We start from the raw sequence: 18,816 nt of genomic DNA on the forward strand, positions 1-18,816 counted from the left end.
CCATTATGTTGCATTATCAAATCGAATTTGACGATTATCGTCAGCATCTTATTCACGTGACACTTCGCTTTTTGGCAGATCCCACCCAAGTCTTGTCACTGCCGACCTGGATTCCGGGCAGCTATCTGATTCGTGAATTTTCAAAGCATATTGAGTCAGTTCGTGCATATGATGAAGAGGGCCGCATTTTACAAATTCAGAAATTTGAAAAGAATAAATGGCGTTTATTTAACACCGATCATGAGCTGATTACGGTGGAATATGATGTCTATGCCTATGATTTATCGGTACGTGGCGCTTATGTCGATCAAACCCGCCTTTATGTGAATCCGGCCTGTGCATGTTTGGGACTTGAGGGACAGGAAGATAAAGCGGTTGAAGTGGAAGTGTTCTTGCCAGATGAGCTGAAGCATTTCCAGTTGGCAACCGGTTTAATGGCTAAAAGTCTGGTTAAAGGTCGTTATACCTTAAAGGCAGACAACTATGCCCAGTTGATTGATTCACCCTTCGAGCTGGCAGAGCAAACCCGCTTTAGCTTTGAAGCCAATGGTATTCCGCATGAATTCGTGGTGTCTGGCAAACATGCCATGAATGCCGCGCGCATGCAGCAAGACATTGAAAAAATCTGTGCCACTGAAATTTCAATGTTCGGTTCTGCGCCATTTAGCGACTATACCTTTATGACCATGGCGACAGGCAATAGCTATGGGGGCCTGGAGCATCCGAACAGTACCAGTCTGATTACCCCGCGTGAGGATTTGCCTAAAGCGGATGAACCTGCTGAACCCTCAGCGGATTATCAGCGTTTTCTGGGGCTGTGCAGTCACGAGTATTTCCATTCCTGGTTGGTAAAATTTATCCGTCCTGAAAATTTCGTCAATTATGATTTGAACAAAGAAGGCTACACTTCATTATTGTGGATTTTTGAAGGTTTTACTTCTTATTATGACGACCTGATTTTGCTGCGTAGTGGTGTGATTTCTCAGGAATCCTATCTGAAATTATTAACAACCCAGATAGACCGCTATTTGCAAAACCCGGGACGTGCGATTCAAACCGTTGCAGATTCAAGTTTTGATGCTTGGGTGAAATTCTACCGTCAGGATGAAAACTCGAATAACGCCGGTACCAGCTACTATAATAAGGGCTGTTTGGTGGCGCTGTGTCTGGATTTGGGCTTGCGTTTACGCGGTTCAAGCCTGGATGCCTTAATGCGTAAATTGTATAAAAATGCGCAAAATGGTGTTCAAGTTAATGAGCGTACCATCTTCGATTTGTGTAATGAGTTGACCGGTGATAAATGGCTTGAACAGATCAATCATTTGATTAATACCACCGATGAGTTGCCGCTAGACCAGTTATTCCCTGAGTTTGGTCTAAGTTTTGAGGTTAAAAATGACAAGTCATTGCCATTTGGCTTAAAGCTTGCCGATAAACCTGAAGGCGTGGTGATTCAACAAGCACGTCGAGAGGGTGCCGGGGCGAAAGCAGGTCTTTCTGCGCAAGATGTTGTTATCGCGATTGATGGTTTGAAAGCGACGACTAAACTTGTTGAAAAATATGCAAAACAAGAGGAAATGTATACTGTTCATGCTTTCCGCCGTGATGAGCTAATGACTTTTGAAGTTCAGGCCGGTGGTTCTGAATTGACTGAAGTTGAGCTGAAAGTTACAGATCAGGCTAAGGCTGAGAAGTGGTTAAAGGCAATTTAATCCACCTTTAAATACTTTGTATAAAAGAGGATGTTTACATCCTCTTTTTTTGTTCTATGCTTTATTTAAGCCTCATTTTAAAAAGTATAAAAGTGAGAAAGAACCATAATTTCGATATCCCGATCTGGGTATTAATATTGCCCATGGTGCTGGCTCACCCGGTCAATATTTACTTTTTGGATGGGAGGTATTCATTTGATGCAGCGCTTTTGTTCGCCTGTATTTTGACAATTGTTGCTGTGGTCAGCATTAAGCTTGTGTACGATTTTTTGAAGAATAAATTTCGTTCTAAATAGCCTAAGTATTATTTGATAATTTCATAAAAATTATGTTAAACAATGGCTTAAATATTTTTTATGATTAGAAGATGAATCAAAAAAGTTTAATTATTGGAATTTGTGTAACTCTAGTTTGGTTTTTGGCTATAACCATTTTTTGTATTTTAGAAAACTTCGGATTTGAGCAGAATAATTTAAATTCTTTAGGGGATTTTCTCGCAGGAATATTTGCACCAGTCGCATTCTTTTGGTTGATTTTAGGCTATGTTCAACAGGGCAAACAGTTAGATCAAAACACCAAGGCTTTAGAACAGTAGGAAAGAGCACTTCAACTTCAAATTGATGAGATGAGGGAGAGTGTTAAACAGCAAGCAGAACTTGTAAATATTCAGAGGCAGCAATTTGAAGACCAGCAGAGGATATTTGAGCCACGGTTTATTATTTCTAATACAGAGGTATTTAATGTATTAGGTCAAGAGTTTGATAGAAACTCTGAAAATAATCATTTATTAACTTTAAACCAGAATGTATTTGTTAAGGTTACTTTTAATTTAATTAATTTTGGTGAAGAAATCTTTGATGTGAAAATTAAAGAAAGTGGAAAGCAACTGATATTAGTAAAATTTGACCATATAGCAATAGGAAAAATTCAAAATATAGAGTTGGAATTAACATATATCCAGATAGATTTATTAAATCGCGAACAACAATTATTTGCTGAGTTTGATATGGATTTTATGTGTAAGAATGGGAGAAAGTTATGTAAAAAACTTAGATCTCTAATTTATAAGCGTAATGAATTACAATTTGGTGCGGAATTCTTTCTATAAAAATAAAACTACTTACTTGAGTTTTAATAATTAAATCTTATCAACTATTACACCCACGATCGCGTAATGCTTTAGTATGTGGACGACTCGTACCATTTGCTTATTATTGAGTTGGTTGGGTTTGGATAATCAATATTTCTTAGCATTAATCAGTTTAAGTCCTTAGTTCCCCCGATAAGTTGAATACCCATAAGGACTGAGCAACAGCGGAATATGGTAATGCTCCAAACTGCCATCAATCACAAATACTACGGGGACTTCTGGAAAGAATGAACGCTGATTTTTTGCCTTAAACCAGTCGCCGGTTTTAAAAGTAACTTTATAAATGCCTTTTTGAAGGTTGGTGTCTTTGGGGTATAAATCCGTAACCCTGCCTTCACTATTGGTTTTCGCTTCATTGAGCTTGGTCCATTTATCACCTTGCTGCGCTTCCAGTACTACGGATACATTGGAGGCAGGCAAGCCGGAATCCAGATTCAGTACATGAACACTTAAAGGATTTTGAGCAAAACTCAAAGTCGAAAAACCTGCGATTAAAGCAGAAAAGATAATATTTTTCATAATAAGCCGACTCAAATTGCAACCTAAACTCAGTCTACAGAATATAAAAAAACAATATATTTGGATTTTGTATTAAAAAAGGGTGCTTATGCACCCTTATTATATTGTGGCGATTAACCGCGACCACGGCCACGTCCACGCGGCGCTTTGGTGTTTGGACGCGTTGTTCCGTTGGTCTTGCGACGCGGTTTCTCGCTTTCATCCATTTGCCAGATACGTTTAGTCCCAGACTTCTTAGGTGAACCATCTTTGTTCTTGCGAACCATAGGTTTACCACCTGTACCACCCGGTTTTTTCACATAAGAACGTGAACGGTAAGGTTCTTCGGCAGGGACATCTTTAAAGTCAGGGTAGAGTAAAGGTTCGATTTCTTTGGTTTCACCCGGTTGCAGACCCAACTGAACCAGATCAATCGAACCAATTTTAGTACGAATCAAACGTAAAGTTGGAAAGCCTACCGCAGCAGTCATACGGCGAACCTGGCGGTTACGGCCCTCACAGATTGAAATTTCAATCCAGGAGGTAGGCACCGACGCACGGAAACGAACCGGAGGATCACGCTCCCATAACCATTCAGGCTGTTGCACTTTAATGGCTTTGGCAGGAAGGGTCATGCCATCTTTCAGTTCAACCCCTTGACGAAGCTGTTCCAGCGCTTCTTCAGTGACATCACCATCCACCTGTACCAGATAGGTTTTAAACTTCTTGTTGGCCGGGTTGGTAATAAACTGGTTTAAACCGCCGTGATCGGTTAAAAAAACTAAACCTTCCGAGTCCATATCAAGGCGACCCGCCAAACGCAAAGTCGGATCGTCTACGAAGTCAGACATGGTCATGTGTGCTTCGTCTTTACGGAATTGGGAGAGGACGTCATAAGGTTTGTTGAGAATGACGATTTTCATAGGAAATGACTTCTTTAATTACATAAGACTAAAAAAGGTTAAGTTTTATTCAATGGGGAAATATTGTTATTTCCCGTATAAATCTTAAACACAATGGAATTCAATTAAACTATTATGCGTTAAGAAAGGACGAAAGTATTGCCCAATTGGCAATTATTTTTAGATATCGCTAGATACAAAGGGAGAACCTAGAGAATGGGTTATCAGAAGATCGTTGTTCCTGCAGATGGTAGCAAAATTACCGTAAATGCAGACTTGTCACTCAATGTTCCAAACAATCCTATTATTCCTTTTATTGAAGGCGACGGTATTGGTGTAGACATTACACCGGCAATGAAAGCAGTGGTTGATGCTGCGGTTCTGAAAGCTTACGCTGGCAAACGTTCGATCGAGTGGATGGAAGTCTACTGTGGCGAAAAAGCAGATAAAATCTACGGTACCTACATGCCGGAAGAAACCTTTGAAGCCCTGCGTGAATTTGTGGTTTCTATTAAAGGTCCCTTAACGACGCCGGTTGGCGGTGGTATCCGTTCCCTAAACGTCGCATTACGCCAGGAATTAGACCTATACGTATGTGTACGTCCAGTGCGCTGGTTTGAAGGTGTGCCTTCTCCGGTTCAACATCCTGAACTGACGGACATGGTGATTTTCCGTGAAAACTCTGAAGATATCTATGCGGGTATTGAATGGAAAGCAGATTCTCCAGAAGCGAAAAAAATCATTCGATTCCTGAAAGAAGAAATGGGTGTGACCAAAATCCGTTTCGAAGATAATTGCGGGATCGGGATTAAACCGGTATCTAAAGAAGGGACTCAGCGTCTGGTTCGTAAATCCATTCAGTTTGCCATCGATAATGACAAACCTAGCGTAACCCTGGTGCACAAAGGCAACATCATGAAGTACACCGAAGGTGCCTTCAAGGAATGGGGCTATGAAGTTGCGCTTGAGCGTTTTGGCGGTGAACTTCTGGATGGTGGACCATGGGTTAAAATCAGAAACCCTAAAAATGGCAAAGATATCATTATTAAAGATGTCATTGCAGATGCGTTCCTGCAACAAATCCTGATGCGTCCTGCCGATTACTCGGTAATTGCCACGCTGAACCTAAACGGTGACTATATTTCTGACGCGCTTGCTGCTGAAGTGGGCGGGATCGGGATTGCGCCTGGTGCCAACATTGGTGGAGCCATCCAGATGTATGAGGCGACTCACGGGACTGCACCTAAATATGCCGGCCAAGACAAAGTCAATCCGGGTTCGATTATTCTTTCTGCTGAAATGATGCTGCGTGACATGGGCTGGACTGAAGCGGCTGACCTGATCATCAAGGGTATTTCCGGTGCGATTGCCAATAAAACCGTGACCTATGATTTTGAACGCTTAATGCCGGACGCGACTTTGCTCCGTTGTTCGGAATTTGGTCAGGCGGTCATTAACAACATGGAATAAGTCATTTGACCTAAATCTGTATAAGAACAAACCTGCGTATGTCGCAGGTTTTTTATATTTACAGAAATGATCTTTCATTCAATGGAATTAAAAAATTAAGATGAAATGGATTAGATTATTCTCATTTTTGAAATTCATGCATCAGCATCGAAACATGTCCAAAAATATTTCCTGCCTGAGTTTAATGATGGCATTTGTGCTGCTTTCAGGCTGCCAGCCGCCAGCATCGGGTGATGCAGCAGGCATGCGTTATCCCATTTTATATATGCAATTACAAAAAACGGACTTGCCCACACGGCTTGCCATACCCGTGGAAAATATTCAACCCCGACAAATACAAGACACCTGGGGAGCTGCGCGTAGCGAAGGGCGCAAGCATGAAGGTGTGGATATTTTTGCCAGGTGTGGCACTGCGGTGCGAAGCACTACTCAAGGCATTGTATTGCAGGTAGGTACGAATCATTTGGGGGGAAACGTGGTCTGGATTGTGGGACCGGATTTAAGCCGGCATTATTATGCCCATTTAGAGGATTATGCAGCCCGGATTCAGGCAGGCGATTGGGTAGAAGCAGGCGAAGTGATCGGTTATGTCGGCAATACCGGTAATGCTGAAAATACCCCACCACATTTGCATTATGGAATTTATATGCAAGGGCAAGGTGCCCTCAACCCATATCCTTATCTGGTTCCAGATTCCTGAGCAGAAAGCGGTTATGTCTGCTCACTGGTTTTGAATTTAGCCGGGCGGGTATACCAGGCCAGTTGCAATGTTCCCAATAATAAAACCACCGCAGCCAGGATAAACTGTTGATGATAAGTCACGCCGAAATGTTGCAGGGTACTAAAACTTAATCCGCCAATCAGCTGCACAGAGGCAAAACACAGCGTGGCAATACTCCAGAGCTTTTTATAGGCCAGACCATAGAGTTGTAAAATCGTATAAGAGGTCAAAAACACCACTGCCGGATTAAGCATGCCGGTAAAAAAGGAAGAGGCAAAAGTCAGCAGCGGACTGGTATTTAAGGTGGCAATAAAAATCGCCATAATATACAGACTGTAGAGAATTTTCAGGGCGAAAAAATTGCCAAATTTTCTTGCCAGTGCATAGGCAGCAAAAGCCCCCAAAGCGCTGCCCAAGCCATACAGAATCCAGTTCAAGTTAATCCAGAACAGGTTTAGTCCCAGTTCATGGCTCAGGTAGTCAATCCAGAACAGTGAATGCGGAATATAGGCAAATGCACTACAGGCATACACAACCAACAAGCTATAAAAGATTGTGTTGAGTGGAATTTTAGATTGTGTCTGCACTGGTTGTGCAGAAAGATGATGCTTAAATTGTTGCAGTAAAATACTTAAGCAAATACAGATAATCAGCGCGAAGCCGCATAAAATCAGCCAGGCGGTCTGTATCGAAATCTGGTCCAGATAAGGCAGGAACAGGGTCGCCAATAAAACCCCCAGGCCAATTCCGCTAAAACCAATAAAATTGATTTTAAAACGGTCCTGAATATCACAGCACTGTGCCACCACACTCGGAGATAAAATCATCAGCAGGCCACCGCTGATTCCTGAAATCACCCGCCAAAAAATATACCAGGCTTGCGGAAAACCGGAAAATGCACAGCACATCAAGCTGAACATGCCGGCGATGGCGGCAATCTGAATGTATAGAGTCATGCTTTTGTTTTGAGGCAGGCGCATGGCTGCAAAAGCACCCATTAAATAGCCGAGTAAATTGGCACTGCCTAAAAGGCTGGCAAAGCCTGTACTCCAGGCAAAAGCTTCACGTGTGCTGGGTAAAAGCGCAGTATAGGAGAAACGCAAAATACCAATCCCCAAGCACATACTGAGGCATAACAACAGACTAAGCTTGATATTGTTTGAGGACATCCATGTACTCACAGTATTTATTATTCATTCATCCTATAAATAGCATGAGTGCCGCAGAATAAACAGGATTAGAACCAATAAACACTATAAAAACATGCAGGCACGCGTTATTAAGTAATGTTTAAGACAGCTTTTATAGCATTGTGTGACATATAACCCTTTATTTTGAAAATTGAATTTTTTCAATAAAGGTCTACAATCCCGCTACGTTATCGTACTTTTTTGAAATTATGAATTTCTCCTATCGCGCTGATATTGATGGCTTAAGGGCCATTGCTGTTTTATTGGTGATTTTTAACCATGTCGGATTATCTTTCTTTTCAGGAGGATATATTGGTGTGGATGTCTTTTTTGTCATTTCAGGTTATTTAATCACCATTATTTTAACGCATGATATTCAGTCCAAACGGTTTTCCATCGCGCGATTTTACAAGAAACGTGTGGTACGTTTAGCTCCGGCCTATTTTACCGTACTCAGTGTTGTGAGTATTATTGCCTGGCAGGTCATGCTTCCTGGCGAATTGACCGAATATTTTGACAGTGTCATGTATGCAACCTTGCTCATGGCAAATATCTATATGCGCAATGAAGTGGGTGATTATTTTAGCCAGGATGCTGAAGGAATCCCTTTATTGCACCTATGGTCGCTAGGGGTTGAAGAGCAGTTCTATATTTTCTGGCCTTTACTGTTATTGCTATTTGCAGGAAAGGTATCGCGTAAATATATGTGGGCTGTAGTCACTGCATTCATTGTGGCCTTATTGCTGTATGCCCAGCACAAGTTGACTCAGAATGCAGCGAAGGCCTATTACAGTATGCCGGTTCGTGCCTTCGAGCTGCTGATTGGTGCATTGATTGGCTTTCTGCCCCAGCTCAAACTGCCAAAAAAATTGCTGCAAAGCCTGATTTGGGGCGGTTTGGTCGTATTGTTTGCCACAGCTGTGTATTTTGATAAACAGACGCCTTTTCCTGGCGCAATGGCGCTGATCCCGTGTTTGGCGACAGCGCTGATTATTTATCTAGGCCAGTCTTCACCCTCAAGCAATATATTGTTAAGCAATCGTTTCAGTACCTGGGTGGGAAGAATTTCTTATCCTTTATATTTATGGCACTGGCCGATTATCGTGTTATTCGGCATCTATATGCGGCCATTGAATGTCGAAAATCAGGTGGTGATTGTATTATTGTCCATCCTGTTGGCATTTTTAACCTATCAACTTATTGAAAAACCCAGTAAACGTTTTGTGATGGCAGCGAATTACAAAGTGATTGTTATCGGCTTTCTGATGCCAGCCCTGAGTTTTATCGCCATTGCCAAGACCGTCAATCTCAATGAGGGTTTTCCAGACCGGTTTCCGCAATCTGTTTATAGCAAGCAGGAAGCCATGCTTTCTTATGCGCATGTGATCCGAAATAAATGCATGGATATTGAGGATCCGAAAGCTTTACCCGATCAGGAGGATTGTGTCTTGGGCAAGCCGAAAGCCGATATCGACTTTTTATTGATTGGCGATTCGCATGCTAACGGTTATAGCGCGATGCTGGATGTATGGGCCAAAGATGCGAATTTGCGCGGTTATGACATCACGCAAAGTTCAACTTTTTACTTGCCCGGGGTGCAGCGTTCGGAAGCGAATTTTAACCGCTGGACAAAACTCGACAAGTTTGCATTCAGAAATGAGGCGATTACGGCCCATCTTGCGAAAACCCATTATCCCACCATTATTTTGGCCGGTTCCTATGTGCCGTATTTCGGTGATGAGGTGAAACTGGAAGATGGTAAACATCACTCCAATGCAGAAATATTTAAAACCGGTTTCATGAAAGCCCTGGAGATTGCCTATCAGTCCAGTGATCAGGTCATTCTGCTGAATGATGTACCTCGGTTAGATAGAGATGGGGTGCCGGCAGACTGTAATCTTCGCAATGAAATTTTAAATACCCAGGCGCCATGTACTGTTTCCCGAAAGAATTATGAGGCACAGCTACTACAATTTAATCGCATTGTTGCAGAAGCCAAACAGAAATACCCTGACCTGAAAATCATTGACCCGACCAGGGTCATCTGTAATCAGCAGACGTGTAAAATTATGATTAATGATGTGCCTTTATATCGGAATAAAGACAGCAATCATATTAATGATCAGGGGTCGCGGCAATTGGGCATTGAATATCTAAAACGATTTGGCAATCCGCTGAAAGACTAACAAGCGCTCACATCAGACATAAAAAAACCGCGTGATCAAACGCGGTTTTTTTTATTTAACTTAGAACTTAGAACTTAGAACTTAGAACTTAGAACATTAGCGCATTTTTGACAGGAAACGACCTAAACGGGTAATCGCTTCACGCAGTTCATTTTCGGCAGGCAAGAACACCACACGGAAATGGTCAGGAGTCGGCCAGTTGAAACCGGTTCCTTGAACCAGTAACACTTTTTCCGCACGCAATAAGTCGAGCATGAATTTTTCATCATCCTGAATTGGGTAAATTTCCGGATCCAGTTTAGGGAAACAGTACATGGCACCTTCCGGTTTTACGCAAGAGACACCCGGAATGTCATTTAACATTTCCCAGGCAATATTGCGTTGCTCATATAAACGGCCACCCGGACGGATCAGGTCATTGATGGACTGATAACCGCCTAAAGCGGTTTGAATCGCATATTGTGCCTGGTGGTTGGCGCATAGGCGCATTGAGGCCAACATGTCCAGGCCTTCAATATAGTCTAGAGCACGTGATTTATCACCGGTAATGGCCATCCAGCCTGAACGGTAACCTGCAATACGGTACGCTTTAGACAAGCCATTAAATGAAATACAAAGCTGGTCACCGGCAAGTGCAGCAACAGAAACATGCTCGATGCCATCATAAATAATTTTGTCATAAATTTCGTCAGCAAACAAAATCAGGTCATATTTTTTTGCAAGATCAACGATTTGTTGCAATACATGACGTGGGTAGACCGCACCGGTCGGGTTGTTTGGATTGATAATCACAATACCGCGGGTATTTGGCGTGATTTTACTTTCCATATCTGCAATGTCTGGATACCAGAAGTTTTCCTCATCACATTTATAGTGAATCGCGGTACCGCCAGACAGGTTTACGGCAGCTGTCCATAATGGATAGTCAGGCATTGGCACCAGCATTTCATCGCCGTCGTCCAGCAAGCCTTGCATGGCCATCACGATCAGTTCAGACACGCCATTACCGATATACACGTCATTGACATGCATGTTCAGAATGCCTTTTTGCTGGTAATACTGGCAAATGGCTTTACGCGCAGGGAAAATCCCTTTTGAATCGGTATAACCTACAGCATTCGGCAGGTTTAAAGCCACATCATTAATAATTTCTTGCGGCGCTTCGAAACCGAACGGGGCGGGATTACCGATATTCAGCTTGATAATCTTATGCCCGGCCTCTTCCATTTCGTTGGCCGCTCGTAACACAGGTCCGCGAATGTCGTAGCATACATGCTCGAGCTTAGACGATTTTTTAATTTCGCGTGGCGTAGTGTTACCTAAAACGGACATATTTCCATCCAACTATGTAAGTGTGTAAAAAAATAGATTACTGAAATATCACAATCTATATTGAAATTTAGCTAGATATTTTTTTTGCTCTAGCGTAAATATGAAGTACTGAAGCATGACATTGAATGTCAAAGATTTAAAGGAGTTAGTGATGGGAAAACTCAATAAAACAGACCGAGAATGGCAAAGAGAGTTATCACCAGACGAATTTCGCATTACGCGACAAAAGGGGACGGAGCCAGCATTTACCGGTAAGTACTGGAATACAAAGCAAGCAGGGACTTATCTTTGCCGTTGCTGTGGGACAGAATTATTCTCTTCTGAAACTAAATATGACAGCGGCAGTGGCTGGCCAAGTTTTTATCGTCCTGTAAATAACTCGGTTATTGAAGAGCATCAGGACTCTTCGCATGGGATGGTCAGAACCGAAATTGTTTGCCATCATTGTGGCGCACATTTAGGCCATGTTTTTGAAGATGGTCCACAACCTACAGGATTGCGCTATTGCGTCAATTCAGCTTCTTTAGAATTAAAAACACAAGAAAAAAATGATGAGGAAACCTATCCATGACCAACATTTATCAGTTTGAGGCTGAGTTGTTAGATGGAAAAAATAAATCATTTGCCGATTATCAAGGTAAGGTTTTATTAATTGTAAATACCGCAAGTAAATGCGGTTTTACGCCCCAGTTTGCAGGTCTTGAAAAATTGTATGAAAAATACAAAGATCAGGGATTTGAAGTATTGGGATTTCCCTGTAACCAGTTTGGCGGGCAAGATCCGGGGTCCAATGAACAGATTGGTGCATTTTGCCAAAAAAACTACGGGGTGAATTTCCCGATGTTTGCCAAAGTGGATGTCAAGGGACCTGAAGCCCACATTTTATTCCGCTATTTGACCAATAACAGCAAGGGGATTTTAGGTAATGGCATTAAATGGAATTTTACCAAATTCCTGATCGGTAAAGATGGCAAAGTATTGAATCGTTTTGCACCGACCACCAAACCTGAAGATCTGGAAAATGAAATTGAAGCAGCTTTAGCGCAGTAAGCTGGAATAATAGAAAATAAATAAAATAGGGCGATTCATGAATCGCCCTCTCTCGTTTTATAGGCTGCGTTTAAATGCATGTGCAAAAAATTATCCACTGTTGCAGCAGTGGATAATGGTTAATCTTATTGCTTATTCAAGCCATTAAAGAATGGCTTTCAAACGCTGAATGGCTTGTTCACATTGTGCGATATCGGCGACCAATGCCATACGGACATGATTTTCACCCGGGTTGCCTTGCCCGGTATCACGTGAAAGATAACGGCCTGGCAGGACTTTAATATGCGCTTTTTCCATCAGCATTTTGGCAAAAGTTTCGTCATTGTCGACTTTCAGCCAGTAGTAAAAACCTGCATCCGGTTTTTTCAGTGGCAGTAAATGCCCCAGTTCATTTTGAAACAGTTCAAATTTGGCACGGTACAGCTTACGGTTTTCTTCCACATGCGCTTCATCATCCCACGCTGCAATAGAGGCCAGTTGATGCTGAACCGGCATGGCAGCACCGTGATAGGTACGGTATTGCAAATAAGGTTTCAGCAAAGAGGCATCACCAGCAACAAAACCTGAACGCATGCCCGGCAGGTTTGAACGCTTGGACAGGGAATGGAACACCACACAGTTTTTGTAATCGTCACGACCCAGTTCAGCGCAGACTTCCAGTAAACCGACAGGGGCTTCATCAAACCAGAGTTCTGAATAGCACTCATCTGAGGCAATCACAAAATTGTACTGGTCTGAAAGGGCAATCAGTTTTTTAAATTGTTCTTTGGACAATACTGCACCCGTCGGATTACCCGGGGTGCAGACAAATAATAATGTCGTTTTTTCCCACACTTCCGCAGGAACTGCATCAAAATCACCCAGATAATTGTTTTCTTCTGTGCAATTAATGAAGTAAGGTTTGGCACCGGCAAGCAAAGTTGCCCCTTCATAAATTTGATAGAAAGGATTCGGCATCACCACATAAGGCGCATCTTCGCGGTTGACCAAAGCCTGAACAAAAGAAAAGATCGCTTCACGTGTTCCCGATACAGGCAAAACATGGTTTTCAGCGCTAATGCTGTTCAGCTTGAAGCGACGGGTGAGCCAGTTGGCAATGCTTTGACGTAATTCAGGCAAGCCTTTGCTGTTTGGGTAAGTCGATAAATGCTGGAAGTTGTCAATAATGGCCTGCTTCACAAACTCCGGTGCCGGATGCTTTGGTTCACCAATCGATAATGGAATGAGTGGTAAATCTGCAGGTTGAATACCCTGAAAAAGCTTATTTAACTTTTCAAAAGGATAAGGATGCAATAATGACAAACTTGAGTTCATGAAATCGATACCGCGTAAATTTAAGTTAATGGTGACCAGAGACTAGACTTGAGGCTTCATCCAGAGCTGACTTCAATTGGGCAGCAAAAGTTTCAGCTTCTGAATCAGTCATTGGCTTGCCATCTTTTTTGGTGACAAAGAAAATATCTTCTGCACGCTCACCCAGGGTGGCAATTTTAGCAGAATGAATATCTAAACCCTGCATCATAAATAAACCACCTACTTTAGCAAGTAAACCCGGATGGTCGAGCGTTGCAATTTCCACCATGTTTTGCTGAAGTGCTGCATTCAGGGTGATATCCACGGTATTTTCAATATCGAAATGACGTAACTGGCGTGGAATACGGCGTTGCATTAGGCCCGGGTATTTATCTGACTCGCTCAACGCCTTGACCAATGCCTCAATGACCGTTTGTTCACGTTCAGGGTCAGTCAGCAAAGTCCCAAAACGGTCCAGCACCACATAGGTGTCCAGGCTAAAGGCAGTCGAGGCGGTGATAATCCGTGCATCCTGAACGTCCAGGTTCATCCGGTCCAGAATGGCGACGGTGGTGGCGAATAGATTCGGTTGATCCTGAGTGTAAATAAAGATCTGCACCGCATCTTGTGCCGACTGGCGATGGGCACGCATCAAGACCAGAGGCTCTGGATTATGGCCGTGTTGCAAGATGGCACGGGTATGCCAGGCAATTTCATCGGCTGATTCCTTAATAAAGTATTCATCGCCGAGTTCTTGCCAGACTTTTTCGACATCCGCCAGGGAGAAGTCATTGACCAGCAATTCACTGGCAGCGAATTTGGTGTCTTCAATCAGCATCTGATAATCCACCGGATGTCCCAGACCGGTACGAATCACATCACGTGCGTGGGTATAAAGCTGACGCATCAGGGAGGCACGCCAGGTATTCCACAGTTTTGGATTGGTCGCGTTAATATCGGCAACGGTTAAGGTATACAGATAGTCCAGGTGTTCCATATCACCGAGTTTTTCAGCGAAATCTTGCACCACGTCCGGGTCTGAAATATCTTTTTTCTGTGCGGTCATCGACATCAGCAAGTGGTTTTGAATCAGCCAGGCCACAAGGTTACATTCACGTTCGGTAAAGCCGTGGGTACGACAGAAGGTAATCGCATCTTCTGCACCCAGTTCGCTATGGTCACCGCCACGACCTTTGGCAATGTCATGGAACAAGGCCGCCAGATAGACAATGTCGCGACGGCGAAGACGCTGGAACACCGAACTGACCACCGGAAAATCTTTGGCAAATTCAGGTTCTTTAAAGCGGTTTAAATTGCGCAGCAATAATAAAGTATGCGCATCTACGGTATAGATATGGAACAGGTCATATTGCATCAGCCCCATAATTTGCCCGAATGCCGGAATATAGTTTCCGAGCACGCCATAACGTTTCATCGCCACCAGTGTGTCATACAGGCGATGCGGCGAACGCATGATTGCCATAAACAGGGCCTGATGTTCGGGATTATCGCGATAGGCTTGATTGATGCGTTTGGCTGCCAGGGTGAGCAGACGCAAAGTACGGGCACGGATACCTTCAATTTCAGGACGGTTCGCCAATAAATAGAACAGTTCTAAAATTGCACTTGGACGTTCCGAGAAAATTTTATGATGCTGTACCGCCAGTTTGCCATCGACCAATTTGAAATTTTCGTTAATTTCTTCAATTTTGCGCTCGTAGTTGGGCAACCGTGGGGTAATCACAGATTCATTAAAGTAGGCCAGCAGCATTTCATTTAAGGTAGAGACCTGCTGTGCGCTACGGTAATAGCGCTTCATGAACTGTTCAATCGGATAATTCGGCGATTTATCTTCTTCACGGGTATAGCCAAACAAGGCTGCAATATCACGCTGATAATCGAACAATAAGCGGTTTTCATCGCGTTTGGTCAGACGGTGCAGATGATGACGGATTTCCCATAAAAAGCTTTCGGCTTCTTCTAGAACACCCAGTTCAAACTCTGAAATAAAGCCTAAATGCACCAGGTCATAAATCCGGTTGACCCGGAAGTGACGTTTGGCAATCCAGCCAATCTGGTTGATGTCGCGGATGCCTCCCGGCGCATTTTTAATATCTGGTTCCAGGTTGCTTTCGGTATTGTTGTGCTGCGCATAGCGTTTTGCCTGCTCATCCATTTTGGCATCAAAAAAGGTTTTATCGGTCCAGGTTTGCGAAACAATACGGCGTGGCCATTTGGCCAGATGCCGGTTGCCACTAATTAAGCGCGATTCAATCAGCGCAGTTGCGACGGTTAAATCATTGGTGGCCTGTTCAACACATTGCAAAATGGTCCGTACGCTAATACCGGGTTTGAAATTGCCGACATCCCAAAGCGAGGAGATAAAAGTGGAAATCAGTTTTTCCTGCTCGGCAGTAATGTCCTGTTCCGATAAAATCATGATATCGACATCGGAATAAGGCAGCATTTCCCGGCGGCCATAACCACCTACCGCAAACAAGCCCAGATCGGTCTGGTCAAGTTCAGCATGTTTCCAGAGAAACTCCAGGGCTTCATCAATCAAATGGGAGCGGGCCAGGATAATTTCCCGGATAGACTGTCCATTTTCAAAACTTTCCTGAAGCTGATTTTCAACATCGGTGCGCCATTGATTGATTGCCTGGATGTCATGGTTACTTTTAACGTAATTCAGCAGAGGAGAGGTATTGATCATGAACAGTGGTCCGTTAATAAGGTGGCAGGTTTAGTTTTGTTGAACACTGACTTGAGACGCCGTCTCTAGGGCAAGTTGACGCGCCTGATCTGTTGTTTCAGCACGTGCAGTTGCAACCCCCATACGACGGCGTTTAAAACCCTCGGGTTTACCAAAAAGGCGTAAATCGGTGTCTGGATTGGCTAAAGCAAGATTTAAGCCAGAAAAAGACAGATTGGTGTCATCAACGCCTGCATAAATGACGGCACTGGCTGCCACACTATGACGAGATGTGTTCACCGGCAGGCCTAAAATGGCACGTGCATGTAATTCAAATTCGCTCTGGAATTGCGATGCAAGAGTAACAAGCCCGGTGTCATGCGGACGTGGAGAGACTTCACTAAACCATACTTTATCGCCTTTGACAAACAGTTCCACACCGAAAATACCGCAGCCTCCTAAAGCTGTTGTGACTTTATGCGCAATGCGTTTGGCTTCTTCCAAAGCCGCCGCTGTCATGGCTTGAGGCTGCCAGCTTTCGACATAATCGCCAGAGTCCTGACGGTGTCCGATCGGGTCGCAGTATTGCGTTTCAATTTCACCTGTTTCCGCATTTTTGGCACGTACCGTGAGCAGGGTAATTTCAAAGTCGAAGTCGATTTGCGATTCGACAATCACTTTACCCTGATTGACCCGGCCACCGGTTTGCGCATATTCCCAGGCCGCATCCACTTCATCAAAGTTCTTGACGCGTGATTGTCCCTTACCGGAAGAAGACATCACCGGTTTGACAAAGTTGGGATAGCCAATGTCATCACAGGCTGCACGGAATGATTCTAGCGAGTCGGCAAAACGGTAAGCTGAGGTCGGCAAGCCCAGTTCTTCGGCAGCCAGACGGCGAATGCCTTCACGGTTCATGGTCAGGTTGACGGCTTTGGCAGAAGGAATGACGGTGGCAATATTCTGTTGTTCGATTTCCACCAGAACTTGGGTCGCAATAGCCTCAATTTCAGGCACAATTAAATCAGGTTTAACCTGCTGGATCAGTTGCTTGAGTTCTTCGGCATCTGCCATATTCAAGGTATAGGCATAATGGGCAACTTGCATGGCAGGCGCATGGTCATAACGGTCAGCAGCATGAACTTCTACACCTAAACGTTGCAGAGAAATCACCACTTCTTTACCTAATTCTCCTGAGCCTAAGAGCAAAACTTTAAAGGCAGAAGCTTGAAGGGGAGTACCAATAGTCACGCTCATGTAAATCATCCATGCTTGATTTTATGGACTTTTAGCATAGCAGAACTGATTGCCGAATTAAGCCCGGATTCACATAAAATAATGATATTGTCCAACAATTTTATTTATAAAGTGCTTTAAAAATTTCCCTAAATCCCTCTTTATAAAAGAGGGACTTGTATACAGGGTTTAAAAGGAAACCGGCAGATAAGTATAAATCACGCCATAGGCCAGCGCAGCGGTTAAAGTCGCCGGAACAATCTTCTTGAACTTAAAATACAGCCCGGCTAAGGTTAAAAAACCGACCAGCATGGCAAAGCTTTTATTCGGATTTTCCATGAGTGGCGGAAGTGTCGCCACCACCAGCATGGAGCTGATAGCGGCAATGCCAATACTGCCTAAAGCAATTCTGATCCAGACCGAGCCACGCTTTTGAGCGTTTTGCCGACTTTTCTGAATGACATAAAAAGGACCAAAACGCGAAGCAAAATTGGCAATCCCGACAATAATCCCGACCAGAATAATTTCAAGATTCATGGGCTTCTCCCAGTGCATCATCATGCTGTTTTAAAACATAGTGCTTAAATAAGCCGGCCAGAATGCCGGATAGAATCCCTATAAAAATGGCTGCAGACAAATTAATGAAATAGCAGGCAATTGCTGAAACAATTAAACAGACTGTGACAATAAAGGTATGTTTCTTTTCAAAGGCAGCCAGCAGGAAGCTCAGGAATAAAGCCGGCAGCAGGAAATCCAGGGCGGCCTGTAAAAACTGCGGCAAGGCACTGACCTGATCGGCGAACAATCCACCCAGGAAAGAACCTAAAGCCCAGGACATCCAGCTAAACAGGCTTAAGCCCAGCATCCAGGACTCTGACCATTCCTGACGGCGTTGCGACAGTTTAATCATGCCCGAGGCAAACACTTCATCGGTCAGGCCCCAGGCCCAGACGGCGGTTTTCTTTAAATTCAGCTTGTCCTGAATCAGGTTTTGTAGGGCTGGGCCGTAAAGCACATGTCGAATATCCAGTGCAATCACGGTGAGGGCGGTCATCCAGATGGAGGTGCCACTGCCCAGTAAGGCGACAACCAGAAACTGGCTGGCACCGGCATACATCGAGCAGGATAAAAACAGCGCTTCCCAGGAGCTAAAACCGAACTGGCTGGCCGAAACACCAAAAGCAAATGAAACAGGAAGATAAGTAAAAATAATGGCTTGGCTGTCTTTAGCACCTTGCCAAAAGCCGGCAGCTTGAATTGGAGGGATTTTGTCCTCAGACACGACACACCTTTGCGGGAGAGTTGAACAACAGGTCAAATGATGATTGAGTATTGTACTCGAATTCACTAGCATAGTGCCGAATTGTTTATCTAAGCGAGCCTG

17 protein-coding genes are annotated in these 18,816 nt (G+C 43.7%); 8 read left to right on the top strand and 9 right to left on the bottom strand.

The genetic code is table 11. The features are described 5' to 3' along the window. Positions 1 to 5: 5 nt before the first annotated feature. The 3 genes from BLP85_RS06235 (at position 6) to BLP85_RS06250 (ending at position 2,820) form a co-directional block, all read left to right on the top strand. A complete protein-coding gene (locus tag BLP85_RS06235; protein ID WP_092819266.1) occupies positions 6 to 1,712 on the top strand; it encodes a M61 family metallopeptidase in 1,707 nt (568 codons plus the stop codon). 367 nt (positions 1,713 to 2,079) lie between these two features. After that, the gene (locus BLP85_RS06245; RefSeq protein ID WP_092819268.1) at positions 2,080 to 2,307 is read left to right on the top strand and encodes a hypothetical protein; all 228 of its coding nucleotides are present in this window, start codon (positions 2,080 to 2,082) and stop codon (positions 2,305 to 2,307) included. Positions 2,308 to 2,337: 30 nt separating this feature from the next. Beyond that, on the top strand, positions 2,338 to 2,820 hold the full coding sequence (locus BLP85_RS06250) for a hypothetical protein (protein WP_092819269.1): 483 nt from the start codon (positions 2,338 to 2,340) through the stop codon (positions 2,818 to 2,820). Between the two features lie 162 nt (positions 2,821 to 2,982). On the opposite strand, the gene uraH is transcribed toward BLP85_RS06250, so the two are convergent. Further along, positions 2,983 to 3,381, bottom strand: a complete 399-nt coding sequence (gene uraH / locus BLP85_RS06255) for a hydroxyisourate hydrolase (protein ID WP_092819270.1) — start codon at positions 3,379 to 3,381, stop codon at positions 2,983 to 2,985. A gap of 113 nt (positions 3,382 to 3,494) precedes the next feature. Beyond that, positions 3,495 to 4,283, bottom strand: coding sequence for an rRNA large subunit pseudouridine synthase E (locus BLP85_RS06260; protein WP_092819271.1), 789 nt, complete (start codon positions 4,281 to 4,283; stop codon positions 3,495 to 3,497). 195 nt (positions 4,284 to 4,478) lie between these two features. On the opposite strand from BLP85_RS06260, the gene icd reads away from it, so the two are divergent. Together icd and BLP85_RS06270 are read left to right on the top strand one after the other, a co-directional pair. After that, positions 4,479 to 5,732, top strand: coding sequence for an NADP-dependent isocitrate dehydrogenase (icd, locus tag BLP85_RS06265; protein ID WP_092819272.1), 1,254 nt, complete (start codon positions 4,479 to 4,481; stop codon positions 5,730 to 5,732). Between the two features lie 154 nt (positions 5,733 to 5,886). Continuing rightward, positions 5,887 to 6,432: a M23 family metallopeptidase gene (locus tag BLP85_RS06270; RefSeq protein ID WP_092819497.1), complete on the top strand. Its 546-nt coding sequence runs from the start codon at positions 5,887 to 5,889 to the stop codon at positions 6,430 to 6,432. An 11-nt stretch (positions 6,433 to 6,443) separates the two neighbouring features. Here the strand turns inward: BLP85_RS06270 and BLP85_RS06275 are convergent, their stop codons facing one another. Further along, positions 6,444 to 7,622 carry a YbfB/YjiJ family MFS transporter gene (locus BLP85_RS06275; RefSeq protein WP_092819273.1) on the bottom strand — a complete coding sequence of 393 codons (1,179 nt, stop codon included), beginning with the start codon at positions 7,620 to 7,622 and terminating at the stop codon, positions 6,444 to 6,446. Between the two features lie 230 nt (positions 7,623 to 7,852). On the opposite strand from BLP85_RS06275, the gene BLP85_RS06280 reads away from it, so the two are divergent. Next, positions 7,853 to 9,829, top strand: coding sequence for an acyltransferase family protein (locus BLP85_RS06280; protein ID WP_092819274.1), 1,977 nt, complete (start codon positions 7,853 to 7,855; stop codon positions 9,827 to 9,829). A gap of 96 nt (positions 9,830 to 9,925) precedes the next feature. Here BLP85_RS06280 and BLP85_RS06285 read toward each other — a convergent pair whose 3' ends face one another. After that, entirely contained in the window at positions 9,926 to 11,161 is a 1,236-nt protein-coding gene (locus BLP85_RS06285; RefSeq protein ID WP_092819275.1) for a pyridoxal phosphate-dependent aminotransferase, read from the bottom strand. Positions 11,162 to 11,312: 151 nt separating this feature from the next. Here BLP85_RS06285 and msrB point away from each other — a divergent pair, with 151 nt between their 5' ends. Both msrB and BLP85_RS06295 read left to right on the top strand, forming a co-directional pair. After that, a complete protein-coding gene (msrB, locus tag BLP85_RS06290) occupies positions 11,313 to 11,732 on the top strand; it encodes a peptide-methionine (R)-S-oxide reductase MsrB (protein ID WP_092819276.1) in 420 nt (139 codons plus the stop codon). Further along, positions 11,729 to 12,211, top strand: a complete 483-nt coding sequence (locus tag BLP85_RS06295) for a glutathione peroxidase (RefSeq protein WP_092819277.1) — start codon at positions 11,729 to 11,731, stop codon at positions 12,209 to 12,211. Before msrB ends, BLP85_RS06295 begins: the two co-directional genes overlap by 4 nt. A 144-nt stretch (positions 12,212 to 12,355) precedes the next feature. On the opposite strand, the gene dapC is transcribed toward BLP85_RS06295, so the two are convergent. The 5 genes from dapC to BLP85_RS06320 form a co-directional block, all read right to left on the bottom strand. Beyond that, positions 12,356 to 13,525: a succinyldiaminopimelate transaminase gene (gene dapC, locus BLP85_RS06300; protein ID WP_092819278.1), complete on the bottom strand. Its 1,170-nt coding sequence runs from the start codon at positions 13,523 to 13,525 to the stop codon at positions 12,356 to 12,358. Between the two features lie 25 nt (positions 13,526 to 13,550). Beyond that, entirely contained in the window at positions 13,551 to 16,217 is a 2,667-nt protein-coding gene (gene glnD, locus BLP85_RS06305; protein WP_092819279.1) for a [protein-PII] uridylyltransferase, read from the bottom strand. 30 nt (positions 16,218 to 16,247) lie between these two features. Further along, positions 16,248 to 17,462 carry a formate-dependent phosphoribosylglycinamide formyltransferase gene (gene purT / locus BLP85_RS06310; protein WP_171259669.1) on the bottom strand — a complete coding sequence of 405 codons (1,215 nt, stop codon included), beginning with the start codon at positions 17,460 to 17,462 and terminating at the stop codon, positions 16,248 to 16,250. 159 nt (positions 17,463 to 17,621) lie between these two features. Next, complete coding sequence (ygaH, locus tag BLP85_RS06315; protein ID WP_092819281.1) at positions 17,622 to 17,969, bottom strand: L-valine transporter subunit YgaH; 348 nt, start codon at positions 17,967 to 17,969, stop codon at positions 17,622 to 17,624. After that, on the bottom strand, positions 17,959 to 18,699 hold the full coding sequence (locus BLP85_RS06320; protein WP_409449180.1) for an AzlC family ABC transporter permease: 741 nt from the start codon (positions 18,697 to 18,699) through the stop codon (positions 17,959 to 17,961). The genes ygaH and BLP85_RS06320 overlap by 11 nt, the downstream gene beginning before the upstream one ends. Positions 18,700 to 18,816 lie beyond the last annotated feature (117 nt).

This window comes from Acinetobacter kookii (genome assembly GCF_900096895.1).
Taxonomy (GTDB): domain Bacteria; phylum Pseudomonadota; class Gammaproteobacteria; order Pseudomonadales; family Moraxellaceae; genus Acinetobacter; species Acinetobacter kookii.